Genomic DNA, 13,468 nt, shown 5'->3' with positions numbered 1-13,468 from the left:
AGATCTCTATAGGACTTTCGAATCTAGTAACGTCAATTCATCTGCCAAAACAGTGGTAAAATTTGACTCAAAATGGGTTTCCAAGTTCTTCTTAAAGACAGATAGCAAGTGACAATACATCGCTAATCTTTGCCCAGTTTCAGTATTAATGTATCCATACCATCTTTGCTGATACTTTAACCACTCCGGAGCATTGCCAACTATATACTTATCATCAGAATTAATGTCGTTAATGATAGGTTTTAGAATTTCATACCAACTTTGATTATATAACTTTCTATCATAAACTTTGTAAGCAATTTTAATTGCAGCTTCCAGACTTCTATTAACAATTCGTTTAGATATGTCTCTTAAGAGGTCACTATCAGTACATTCGTAATATTTTAACAGTTCAGATGACAACTTATCAGTTAGCAAATTATCTATCGCATTGTACCCGCCATCTTTCATTGTATATTTATTTAACTGATTTAACATTAGCGAAACAGGATCTTTAAATACACTGGTAATATTCGAAATAACTCTTTCGTTTCTGAATGAACCATAGAACCATATTTCACCTTCTGGACGCCAAGTTCTAAAATCTTCTTCGAACCAGTTTAATGCTTCTGTGACCCTTACTTCCCATTTCTCTTGGCTATTATAGTGCTGTACGATACGATTTACGTTTTCTATTAGCCCAGATTTCAAGATATTATGAACATTATTATTTACTTTTTTGATAGCATTCTTGTCCAAATTTGCATAGCTAGATACGTTAGAATTGTTAATTAGCCCCACTAGTATTTCATACCACGAATTTAACTTTTTTATTTTAACATCATCTTTATCAATGAGGCTTCCATCAGGAGCAATGTCACAATTAATTCTATACGCTAATTTCTTTTTACTCTTTAAGGAGGTTAAAAAAGCATTATTAAAGGTTTCTATAAAGAACTTAAAAGCCTGTTTATCGTTTAGTTCATATTCGGAACTATCGATGTCTATGTAGGTTTGCGGAGCTCTATTTTTCCAAGAATCTAGCATGTTTTTGTGTGTATCTTTTATCTTTGTTTTTAAACTACTTAAAAATCGGAGTTCATTTTGTGATTCATCCATGAACTTACTGTATTCATCAGTCTTATCTATTTTGGTTATAATAAAAACAGTATCTTTAGGCTCTGAAATCGCTATTTTCTGAAGAAAATCTCTCTTTTCTTCATCAATTAATGAACCTCCAGTACTCACAGAAATAAGCATAATTTTGCTCTTTACAGAAAAATCGGAGGCTAGTGAATATTGCTCTTTAGTTTTATGCCCCTGTGAATCCCGTAAAACTACACCATTGATAAAATTAATGTGTCTCCTCGCTTCAATATCAGGAGGAAAAACAAACATTGCATTTTCAAATATGATTCTTAATGATACCATATTTTTCATTTCTGGATAATTATCCAGATCTTCTTTTCTGCTTATAAACTCTTTTTTTGCTATAGTTTTTAACACAATCTTTTCCGAGTTATTTATATTACTCTTGGAACCAGATAAATAAAACTCGTGTCTATAACCATAGACATTATTTAAATCCATATCAGTAGTGGCTAAAAACTCGGTTCGAATTATTTCATCTAGTTCAACAGCTAATTCAGATTGTTGAGATGCCTCTCTTGCCCATTTAAAGTAATCGAATTCTACCTTGTTTGTATCAGTTTCATCAAAACACTTCTTAACGTTTGTAACAAATCGTCTAAATGCATTATATAAATCTTCTCGATCAAACATATCCAATACATTCTGGACAACATCCTCATCCAATTGTAATTGAATATTTTCTCCACAGGACTTTTTGAATTGTTTTATGCTTTCTAATTTTTTGAAATCTCCTTTCAAGGCTACTAAAATAAAGTCAGTTAAGATTTCTTCTTTTGTTCTGACTGACAGTATTAGTTTTCTATCTGTCTTCTCGAGTATCAAAATATCGGTTTGAATCAGGGTACTGTTTCCTGTGCCTATTGTTAACTCAAGATAATCCTTACTAATATCATCAACTAACTGTGAACAAAATGTGGTTTTCCCCACAGCAGTAGTTCCAATTAAATCAATAATATTGGGATTATCTGCTCCTAGCCGCTTATATAATTTCAATATATCCGTTTCTTTATAGTATCTCTCTAATGCATTTAGAGTATGAGGCGGAAACATACCCTCCAGTTTATTCTTGTTTGATAAAAAAACATACCGATTAAGCTTTGATTTATGCCACATGGTAGAAACACCGTATTCAGAGTGGCTTTTAAGATAATGAACTAATTTACAGAAAGCTTTTAAATCTTCCTCTTTCGAGACTTCCTCTTCTCTTAAGAAAAGATCCTTATGGATACCTGCAACGAATATTTTGTGTTTTGAATTCCAGTTTACTCCAGCTTGTAGCATAATACTTTTCAAGTTATCATTGACTTCCACGTTTATTTCCTACCTTCCGCTGGCTATAATAGCACTATTTATGTCAGTCAAATCATACATCCGGTTAGCCATGCAGCAGGTCTTCTTGAATCTACAGATACAATATTCGACAAATCACCCCCAATCCCTTCCATATTGAATACTGATCCTGATTTCGCTGTATACAAAAAACACCGTCTCAAGCTGTGAGAAAGGTGTTTTGCTGAATTATTTGGGACCAATCAAATCACATTCACTCAGTCGGACTTCTATAGCCTAAACAGAACACCTATTAATGCATTTCAATACGTTTAAACGCTTACAAAAATACTCGACACTCTCTTGATTAATTAAGTCTGTATTACTTCTTTCATTTGATCATATAAATTTTCGAAATTGGGGAGTTGTAATCTGAGGTCATCTTCGAAACGATTTAAAGTTAGCAAAATTGATAGAGGGTGCAATATATCTGTTATACTGTTATCTTTGGCTCTATTCACAAATTCTCTTAAATATGATGAAATGAGTGGTCTTTTAACGTCTTTACTTTGATTATCATGTTTTGCTTTTTTTATTACATCTTTAAGATCAGTTTCTACTCCAGAAAGAAAACTAAAGTCTTTTGCAGAATTTATAACTGATGAAATTAAGCCTAATTCAGCAATAACTTCATCTATAAACCTATAATTCTCAAATGCACTCTTATCATAATTTCTTTTGAAATATGTTTCTACCTCTGAGTCTTGGAGCACTGAAATTTCTTCCTGAAAGCAAAACCTCATGAAGTCTGCTTTATTTATTTGGTCACTCTGAAGTCGAAACTTACTTATTAGCTTATTTGCTCTTTGAAGAAAACTAATATTGATAAAAAAGATTTTGAAATTTTCAAATACATATTTCCATTGCGGCGATCCATATATCTGTGCTTTAACATTATCGGGAAAAGAACTCGCAAAAATTATAAATCCAGTCCTACTATATGATCGAAGGCTATAAAAGGGACTTAGGAAATCATGATAATAATTGGCTTGCATAGGTATACCAGCACTATGTTTGAAACTCATTCCATCGAATGATTTGCAATCGTAAAATAGTGTAGGATAGGGTCTATCCCCAGTAGCATCCATAATTAAACCATCAGGTATACTAAAGCCACTAAGATTTCCCCCAAAGGGAAGCACAATACTAAACAATTTTTCAATTGCTCCAAATACAGCTTTTTCAAAAGGTGTACCTTTGCCTTCAGTAGCTGTGCGATCTAGTTGTTCGTTTAATAGCTTGTACAGTTCTGGGTTTTGTGACAGTTCTTTAAGAGCTAATAGTTGTCCAGAATTATTAGCATACTTCAGACGTAAGTACTCTAAAGGCGGATCTTTCCATACAATTAGAAACACTCCGAATGTACTTAAAGTGGCCATGTCAAATGAATCATCAAATTCTGCATTATCTATAATAACAAGTGTAAATGGGGATGAATATTTATATTTCAATCCTAGGATTTTACCAAGCGAAATACGCTTTCTAAAACTGAATACAATTTGCCAGTTATCATTATCTATCTCGACATTCCCTAGTAAATAAAATCCTTCGTATGTTTCAACATCATGATTAATTTCAAGTTGAGATTGGATTCCCCTAAGAAATTTATCAAAATCAAATTTATAACTAATTCTATCCTGATCGGAGATATTTATTATTTGATTTTCCCCATATGGACATGGAACAAACCGATCAATTGACTCGAAATTTATAGTACAAGTTTTCCCCCTACAAATAGAGCATAATTTTGAATCCATTCTTTTAGACTTGAACCACTCACCCTTGCTTTCACTTTTTAACAACGAGTATTCTTGATTAGTAAAAAAATCAAGGGAATTTTTGCTTAACCTCTTTACTGCAACCTCTATTAGTGATTCATCATTATATTCCAATATGAATCCCCCACTTAAAAAGACACTTGTTAATTAATTTTGTATATTGGGGATCACAATCGATTTTACTTGTATCTGAAATTGTAACTTTAATCAGCTTAGACTTTTCCCCTTCTTTTTTAGGCTTTAATTTTAATTCTATAGTTACTTCTATTCTCTCCATTGATTTCAAATCATATTTTTCATTTGAAAGTTCCTTAAGTAAGAACTCAACATCCTTTGATTTCAAAGTTAATACTGCCCACCCATCATCAAACGGAACTCTTAATGTCTCTTCTACTACCTGAGCTGATTCTAGTTCTACTGCTAGTTCATCATCGATGCTAACATCGAATTCAGCATCTTTAACTTTGTCAAGTCTATATACCCGTTGTTGTTCTTCATCAGAAAAATGTGTGTTATCTTTGAAAAAAACAACTCCAAATGTGTTTATTATACTTTCTCTAATTCTTTTGTTTCTTCCGCATTTCAATTGAATCCTATTAGACTCTATATTATACTTAGCAACTGCCTTAGTTGTTGGAATTACAGTAACAGATGATATTTGTTTGCCTTTTGAGATTGTAGTAAAGGTCTTTTTTCGTTGTTCGAAATGTGCAGTCATTATGATATCATTTTTAACAAGTTCAGTATTAATGATATAATTCCTACCCTTTTCAATTAAACCCGCTATGACTTCGGAAATCTCTTGCTTATGCTCTTCTATAAAAGTAATTTGATTGCTTATTACTTTCCCTGCTAAAACTTCAAAATTCTTATCTTTGTTAACGGCTGCAACGACCTTAATTCTACGAAAAAGTTCAATATCTACTTCTAAATAACAGCGCACAACTGTAAGACGGATATCTTCATTATAAATGATATCTTTTACTCCATAGTTATCACACAATTCTGCAAAGGTTTCATGGTTAATTTCTTTGATGCAATCACTTATTTCTACTAAAGATTGAATAATATACTCATTATCGCTATACGTTGCCACCAAAGTATGTAATTCAGTCAGTTTAGTCGTTTTCTTTAAATCAAGTCCATATTTTATTTTCAGAAAGAGAATTAGCGCTTCCTTTGTTACAGAGCGAATCAAGCTGAGAAGCTCCGTTATTTCATTAACTTCCTCTTCAGATTCGGGTACTTCCCGTTCTGCAAGTGCCATGTAAAACTCCCCCTAAATTTAAGGAAAAATGTTTTTTCTATCTATTGTAACACTTGATCTCTAATACTACATTCAGAACTAGTGTTCTTAATAGAACTAGAATAAAGAGCTGGTGTAGCCAGCTCCTCCGCATGAAAACATAAATTTTACATGAAGTTCTCCAAAACAATCGTTCAGGTTGCATATGATTTAAACACGGAACTTATTTTTGCCCTTCACAACTGATGCAAAATGCTCCCCCCATCATCCCTGAATCAAACAATCTCCCACAATCAGAACAGGTCTTGTAACAAATTGAGCATGATTGACAGATTGGATCATCATTTTCCATAAAATACGAAATGTTAGGATTCCCACAGTCAACGCAAGACTCATTATAATCTTCATTATCATAATCATCATCAAAATCTTTAGAATCAACACCATAATAGCCTACATCCAATATTTCAAAGCCACCTACTTTTACTTCAACGGACTCCGCTTCTACTAGATTTTCCTCTTTACTAAAGTCAGCCGTGAATTCTAAACTGATGGAACCCCTAATCGTAATTTGAACTCTCTTTTTAGTAGAATAATGCTTAGAATATGATTCTGTAACAATGGTTTCTACTTCAGATTCAAATCTGCCTTCAATGACAACCTGATCCTCATCAATATCAACTGAGCTTATTGTTATATTAGGTATCGAGAAATCCTCTAACTCCACATCTGCAAGCGAATTATCCAAAAAATCTTGTAGTTCACCACTATGGATAAAATAACTAGTTAGATCTGAACCAACCATTATTACAGACCAATCTGCTTGTTCAATTAAGTCTCTACTGACTAAATCTGAATTCAACTCTAAATAGGTTTTGTTCCCGATAATGATATCATTTATTTGAGTTATGTGTCTGACGAACTGCGTGAGACTCATCAGCGCTAATTCATGATCACTATACTCCTTAAACTCAATAAAAAGCTCATCTCTTGGTCTTAGAGGAACATGTTTATTTTTCTCATCCAGGACCCACCAATCTTCTTTTTCGTCCATTGTTATGAAGATAATGGGCTTCTGACATATACGGGCTTGGTCTAAAATCTGCTTCCAGAGAATGAGATCCCCAAACTTTTGTCTTTTTGTAGGATCATCCTTATCTTTTCCAATATCATTGTAGCCCGGAGGTATCTGATATTCGTAACGTTTTTCCCCTTCTGAGAAGATAGATAATAATGTCGCTATACTATAAGCATTTCCAACACGACCATTTTGAACGAGCGCATCAACAAATAATTTAACTTTATCTTCATTTAGCATTGCTTTATTTTTTTCTACTTCTTCTGTAATTTGAGACTCATACTCTTGGGACTTACTACGAATTCCCTCAATTGCAGATTCTACGAAACTACCGAGTTCCTTAACTTGAGGGAACCTAAACTTACCAAACTTAAGGAACTGTTTCTCAAAATCATTTTTGGCTCTATCTGTGATACGTTCTACCTCTGCCTTAACCTCTCTATATTTGTTGCGTTCTTTATTAACAACATTTTTATGATTCCTGTTGAACTCTTCTAAAACTTGTGCTGGAAGCCATATTTGATCTGAAATTTGCTCAAAGATTTTAAGAATATCACCGGTTGTACCTGGTGAAAAACGATATATATTTAGAAGTCCATTTGTATCAGAAATAATTAATGGTTCCAAATCCCAAAGTGCTCTAAAATTCTCAAAAGGATATGAATAACTCACTTAATCTCCCCCTATCAATTATTACAAATAATAACATATAATTATTCAGAATTGTCGCTGATCGCCTTAAACCCACATCAGCGAATATTTCTATTTTTCTTAACAACTTAATCCTTAAGAATCTTACCTAAACTTGTTAGAATAGTGCCAGAAACTACTAAGCTAAACTAGGACAATACCTAACGAAGCAAATCCTTGATCGGGCTGATAATATAATAAAATATTTGCGTTTTTAATTTATTATTGTGATTTGCCATTAGTTATATAAGTAACTATGGAAGCAACCGAGAGACAGAGATATGATGAAAAAAGATTTACGAACCGCAATAGTCATAAACAATACGTCTATGGTGAAACGAGGTAAAAACGAGAAGGGTCACCTCGGATGCACTCGTTAAGGCATTTAAATCTCTGAATTATGATATTTCAGAATTTTCGAAGTGATCCTTACTAACAATGATTAGTATAGAAACTTATCTCAAAAGTTCCCGAAAATAGATTTCATAAGAATCCCTCATCAACAATCCATCTGCAATTTGCGACCAAAGTAAAAATCCGACCGAGTCAGGTCGGACCTTGCTCATTCCGCTCAGCTATCTTCCGCACGATCGAACCCACTGTCCTCCCCTGTGGCTCTCCCCAAACGAAACGCGACTACTTCGTGTCGGTATCTTGGGTCGCGATTCTTTTATTCGGCTCAGGGGTATCCCATTCTTGATTGAAATTGCTGACGAAGATAATTCGCGGATGACGTTCTTATATGTAGAATGAGATGCCGTGCTCGTCCGCTTCGCTCCCTGCGCGCGGAACGAACCCATCTTGTCCTCCTTCGGACTGGGACGACTCCCCTATTTTGCCCACACAAAAACCCGACCTCTTGCGGTCGGGTTTCTCGTGGTGGAGGCGAGGGGAGTCGAACCCCTGTCCGAAGACAACGCCACATGTGCTTCTACGGGTGTAGTGACAGATTTGATGTCACCCTAGAGACTCCCTGTCACCGGATTCCCTTCGGGTCAGCCTGATTGTCTTCCTCTAGCAAGCCCCAGGCGGAGACTCGTTAGCGTATCCCACTATAGGTTAGCCCCTAGCCTGCCACATGGGCGATGGAAGGTAGAAGCACGCAAGCAGTTTCTTAGGCTGCTAAAGCGTAGTTGTTTTGTTGTTTGCCGTTTAAATGGCTTTCCGCGTTAGTGAAGCAGACGCAGCCCTACTACCCGCTACCCACGCTCGTTCTATCCCCGTCGAATCCATAAACGCCCCCGAATAGCTGGTCGCCACCGCATTATCGGTTGGACTTCCCAGGCGCTCTCCCTAAGGAAAGCGAAGATCAAGCATTTCAAGCATTGTGTTGCTTCATTTATTATAACACGTGTACCGTGTAATAACCTAAGTTGTTGCTGGCAATACTGCCACTTCATTCCCGATACGAGCGAATACGTTTCTTTTGCCCGTTCTAGGTTTCTAGTTACTGACCTTCTGCTTCTCCCGAAGGATCCGCTGAATATCACGTTGGGAATCACGCTTAGCGTCTGACTCACGCTTGTCGTATTGCTTCTTCCCTTTACCGAACCCGATCAGACACTTCGCATAGCCGTTCTTAATGTATACACGAAGAGGAACTAGTGTGTAGCCTTCCCGCTTGGTCAATCCCAAGAGCTTATGAATCTGACTCTTGTGAAGAAGAAGCTTACGAGCGCGAGACGGATCGCCTGGATTGTTACGATTCCCCTGCTCGAAGGGACTAATATGCATGTTATGGAGAAAAATCTCACCATTACGTATCGTAGCGAAGGAATCGCTTAGATTCGCGCGGCCAGTCCTTAGGGACTTAATCTCCGTGCCGGTAAGCACCATTCCGGCTTCATAGGTGTCCTCGATGAAGTAATCATGGGACGCCTTCTTATTCTGAGCTAACGGCTTATCGTACTGGTCTTTCTTACCCATTTTCCTTCACCACCTTTACCTGTCCAATCCGTTAATGGCATGAGCCTAAAGCCCGCCGGACATTCATTATAGCACGTGCCCACCCACGCCATCAACAGAAGAGACTCCAGCTTTATCCTATTTACCCTGAGATTGAGTTATACATCTGTCGATTAGAGCCATTCGGATGTATAGACCATTCACAGCTTGGCGGAAATAGGCGGCGCGAGGATCAGAATCGACTTCCTCCGTGATCTCTCCTGCGCGAGGTAGAGGATGAAGAACAATGGTGTCTTTGCGCATACGAGACAACAGCTCTGCATCAACAATGAATTGACCAGAAGCCTTCTCATACTCCTCGAGAGACGGGAAACGCTCCTTCTGAATCCGGGTTTGGTATAGCACATCTATTGTGCCCGCAACTGAATCTAGGTCATTCGTTTCCTGATAGCGAATTCCCTTCTCATCCAAGTACTTCTTCACGTTGTCTGGAATCCGCACATTGTCTGGAGAGATATAATAAATCATAACATCCTGATAATTAGCTAAAATATAACTCAATGAGTGCACCGTACGTCCATACGCCAAATCTCCAACCATCGCAATCTTAAGCCCATCGATCTTGCCAAACTCCTTGCGAATCGTGTATGCATCAAGCAGAGCCTGAGTAGGATGCTCACCCGCGCCGTCCCCTGCATTGATAACCGGAATGCCCGATACCTTCGCAGCACGCTGCGCCGCACCAATTTCAGTATGCCGCATAACGAAAACATCGCTGTAGCCGCTAATGATTCGAATCGTATCCTCAAGCGTCTCTCCCTTTATCGCGGAAGAAAATTGCGCTGCATTTTCCGTACCGATAACACTACCGCCGAGCCGATGCATCGCTGATTCGAACGAAAGCCGTGTTCTTGTGCTAGCCTCGAAGAATAAAGTCGTCATAATTCTTCCTTCATGCCGTCTATCCCCGCCGCGCGCAACAATTCCTTCCATTGCTTGCGCTTCATCGAACAGCTGCTCCAGCTCTTCCTTCGCGAATTGCTTCGCTCCGAGCACGTGATATAGCTTTTTCATACCTATCTGCCTCCCCAAAATCTCCGTACACACTAAGTACTATCCTATAAGATACGGCGAAGTTTGTAAAATGATATCCGCAGTATTGTCATCGATCTATACTTCGGCAGAAGAGCCTCCCAGAATTGATCTCCGGAAGGCTCCATTTGGCTTATTCTTTAACTTCTGGCTTAGGCTTTTTATTTCTTCTTGGCTTGTCTCCACTTGGCTTCGGAACGGATGCTTCCGCTTTAGTGAAAGGCTTAGGAGCGCGGTTAACCCGTCCTCCACCACCGCCGCCACCCTTACGTGGTGGCTTCGTACCGTCCGTGCCATCATCCGCGTTTTTCGGATAATTGCCGGAGCGAGGTAGTCCCCACATATCTAGCTTGCCACGCTTTGCAGGGAACAAGCTGCTTGAACCGTTTGATCCTTGCGAACCATTTGAGTTATTCGGTCTCGCTCCAAGTGATACTGAATTGCCATTAGGCGCTGAAGTACCACTGGATACCGAAGATCCGTTCGATGTTGAGGAGCCGTTGGATACCGTTTCCTTCGAAGCGGTTCCAGAACCAGCGTTAGGACCTGCATTAGACCCAGCATTAGAGCTTGTATTAGAACCGTTTCCGTCCTTACGTCTAGGAGGACGTCCACCTGCATGGCCCGCCGAGTCCGGAGATACCACTGGAGTGGGAGACACTTGAATCTGCTCAACAGAACCCCGTGCTTCCAGATTCTCTTTATGTGCACCCGGCTTCCTCTTGCGCTTGCTTCTAGTTCTATCGTCAGCCTGCGCCTGCGATGCATCATTAATGATGATGCTTTCATCTGCATGTCTAACTCGGCCAGGTTGTCCACCCTGTTGATTGGCTTGGCCAGGTCGACCGCTACCGCTTCTTTCACCTTTGCCACTAGGCCTATCGCCACCGCGTCCGCCGCGATTGTGACCACCACCGGAGCCGCCGCCAATACCGGCAAACTTGCCAGCAGCATTGCGCTTCTTACGCTTCCGATCGAAGCCACCCGGTCCGCGTGCATCTACGAAGCTCACACGGCTTCCACTACGCGATTTCATATCCATCATCTCAAAATCGATTGTATGATCGCTCATGTTAACCCGAGCTACACGAATTTTCACCTCATCGCCAATCCGGTAAATCTTCGACGTACGCTCGCCAATCAAAGCCATATGCAACTCATGGAAATGATAATAATCGTCCGTCAGATCACTTAGACGAATGAGGCCTTCGACCGTATTTTCCAGCTCGATGAACATTCCGAAGCTAGTCACACCACTAATAATTCCGGTAAATTCTTCACCGATCTTATCGAGCATGAACTCAGCCTTTTTCAGCTTCTCGGTATCGCGTTCTGCATCTACCGCTACACGCTCGCGTTCCGAAGATTGCGAAGCAATGTCCGGCATACGGGCATTAAGCGAATCGTAACGATTGTCCGGCAAAGTGCCACCGTTCTCAAGCACCTCACGCATTACGCGATGAATAGCAAGATCGGGATAACGACGAATCGGCGAAGTAAAATGAGAGTAATATTCCGCTGCCAAGCCAAAATGGCCCAAGCTTTCGGCATCATACTTAGCTTGCTTCATCGATCTCAGCATCATCGTGCTAAGAACGGTCTCTTCCTTAGTTCCCTGTATTTCTTCCAATAAAGTTTGTAGCGCGCGAGGGTGAACGGTATTGCCTTTACCCCGAACGGCGTAACCGAAGTTACCTGCAAACTGCATGAAAGTCATCAGCTTTTCATTAGAAGGCTCTTCATGGATCCGGTAGATGAAAGGAACCTTCAGCCAATGGAAATGCTCAGCGACCGTCTCATTTGCCACAAGCATGAATTCTTCGATAATCTGCTCGGCAATTGAACGTTCTCTTTTAACAATCTCAACTGGCTTGCCCTGAGGATCGACAATCACTTTAGCTTCTTGGAATTCGAAGTCGATTGCGCCCCGCTTCATCCGGTTTCCGCGAAGACCCATAGCCAGCTCTTGCATGAGCTTAAATGTATCGACTAAATCCGCATAACGCTCGGCTACTTCCGGATCTTCTTCATTTAATATTTTACGGACATTCGTGTAGGTCATTCTTTCCTTTGTCCGAATGACGCTTGTGAAGATGTCATGGCGAACCAGCTTCATTGTTCCTGGCTCGAACTCCATCTCACAGGACATCGTCAACCGATCCACCTGAGGATTCAAGGAGCAGATACCATTGGATAAGCGATGTGGGAGCATAGGAATAACTCGGTCAACCAAGTACACACTGCAGCCCCGATTATACGCTTCTTCATCCAGCTTAGACTTCTCCCGCACATAGTAACTAACGTCGGCAATATGCACACCTAGCAAGTAGTTACCGTTAGGTAAGCCTTCTACATTTACTGCGTCATCGAGATCTTTAGCGTCCTCGCCATCTATCGTAACGATAACCTTGCTACGCAAATCACGACGACCCTGCTGTACAATCTCATCTTCTGTGATCGTATCAGGAGCCTTGTCCGCTTCCTCAAGCACATCACCAGGAAAGCTCTCCGGCAATCCATGCTTGCGGATAATACTCAGAATATCGACGCCTGGATCATCCTTATGCCCCAGAATTTCCACGATCTCACCTTCAGCAGCTGAGCGTCCTTCTGGATATGTAATAATATTAACGACAACCTTCTGACCTGTTATCGCACCCTTGAAGCCTTCGCCCCGGATAAAGATATCCTTGTTAATGCGTTTGTCATCCGGCACTACGAAGCCATAGCTATCATGATTATGGAATAAACCTACGACTTGCGTCACAGCCCGTTTAATGATGCGAACAATCTCGCCTTCAAGCTTGCCATTCTCGTTCTTAGCGGATACTCGTGCAAGCACAATATCCCCATTCATCGTTCCCTTCAAGTCATTCGCGTGAATGTACAAGTCGGGATGCTCCTTATCATCCGGGATTAGAAATGCAAAGCCCTTCGGATGGGTTTGGATACGACCGCGCAGCAAATTCATCCGTTCCGGAACGCCATAGCGTTCTGTACGGGTTAGTAGAATTTTTCCATCCTGCTCCATCTCGGTCAACAGCTTCAGGAATGTCTTAAATTCAAATGCATCCTCTATGCCAAAATGTTTCTCTAATTCTTTATAAGTCATTGGTTTATAAGCGGTTTCCCGCATGAAATCGAGCAACTCCTGCTCCGTGCACATCGGCATCCATATCACCTCGTCCTACTATAGTATACACACTTTATGCCTTCGGC

The 13,468-nt window shown here is 39.9% G+C and carries 7 protein-coding genes and 1 other RNA gene; all 8 read right to left on the bottom strand.

Going from position 1 to position 13,468, the window contains the following annotated elements:
• Positions 1 to 6 precede the first annotated feature (6 nt).
• Complete coding sequence (locus tag KCTCHS21_RS02790; protein ID WP_130605018.1) at positions 7 to 2,442, bottom strand: hypothetical protein; 2,436 nt, start codon at positions 2,440 to 2,442, stop codon at positions 7 to 9.
• A gap of 329 nt (positions 2,443 to 2,771) precedes the next feature.
• Entirely contained in the window at positions 2,772 to 4,352 is a 1,581-nt protein-coding gene (locus KCTCHS21_RS02785) for a hypothetical protein (RefSeq protein WP_130605017.1), read from the bottom strand.
• Entirely contained in the window at positions 4,342 to 5,505 is a 1,164-nt protein-coding gene (locus KCTCHS21_RS02780) for a hypothetical protein (protein ID WP_130605016.1), read from the bottom strand. The genes KCTCHS21_RS02785 and KCTCHS21_RS02780 overlap by 11 nt, the downstream gene beginning before the upstream one ends.
• Before the next feature lie 202 nt (positions 5,506 to 5,707).
• Complete coding sequence (locus tag KCTCHS21_RS02775; protein ID WP_130605015.1) at positions 5,708 to 7,234, bottom strand: PIN-like domain-containing protein; 1,527 nt, start codon at positions 7,232 to 7,234, stop codon at positions 5,708 to 5,710.
• A gap of 895 nt (positions 7,235 to 8,129) precedes the next feature.
• Positions 8,130 to 8,495: a transfer-messenger RNA gene (gene ssrA, locus KCTCHS21_RS02770) on the bottom strand.
• Positions 8,496 to 8,695: 200 nt separating this feature from the next.
• On the bottom strand, positions 8,696 to 9,178 hold the full coding sequence (gene smpB, locus KCTCHS21_RS02765; RefSeq protein ID WP_130605014.1) for an SsrA-binding protein SmpB: 483 nt from the start codon (positions 9,176 to 9,178) through the stop codon (positions 8,696 to 8,698).
• Between the two features lie 117 nt (positions 9,179 to 9,295).
• Positions 9,296 to 10,231 carry an aspartate carbamoyltransferase gene (gene pyrB / locus KCTCHS21_RS02760; RefSeq protein WP_130605013.1) on the bottom strand — a complete coding sequence of 312 codons (936 nt, stop codon included), beginning with the start codon at positions 10,229 to 10,231 and terminating at the stop codon, positions 9,296 to 9,298.
• A 151-nt stretch (positions 10,232 to 10,382) separates the two neighbouring features.
• Positions 10,383 to 13,415: a ribonuclease R gene (gene rnr, locus KCTCHS21_RS02755; protein ID WP_130616316.1), complete on the bottom strand. Its 3,033-nt coding sequence runs from the start codon at positions 13,413 to 13,415 to the stop codon at positions 10,383 to 10,385.
• Positions 13,416 to 13,468 lie beyond the last annotated feature (53 nt).

Source organism: Cohnella abietis (assembly GCF_004295585.1).
In the GTDB taxonomy this organism is placed as follows: Bacteria; Bacillota; Bacilli; order Paenibacillales; family Paenibacillaceae; genus Cohnella; species Cohnella abietis.
This window is presented reverse-complemented; position numbering and strand designations above follow the sequence as displayed.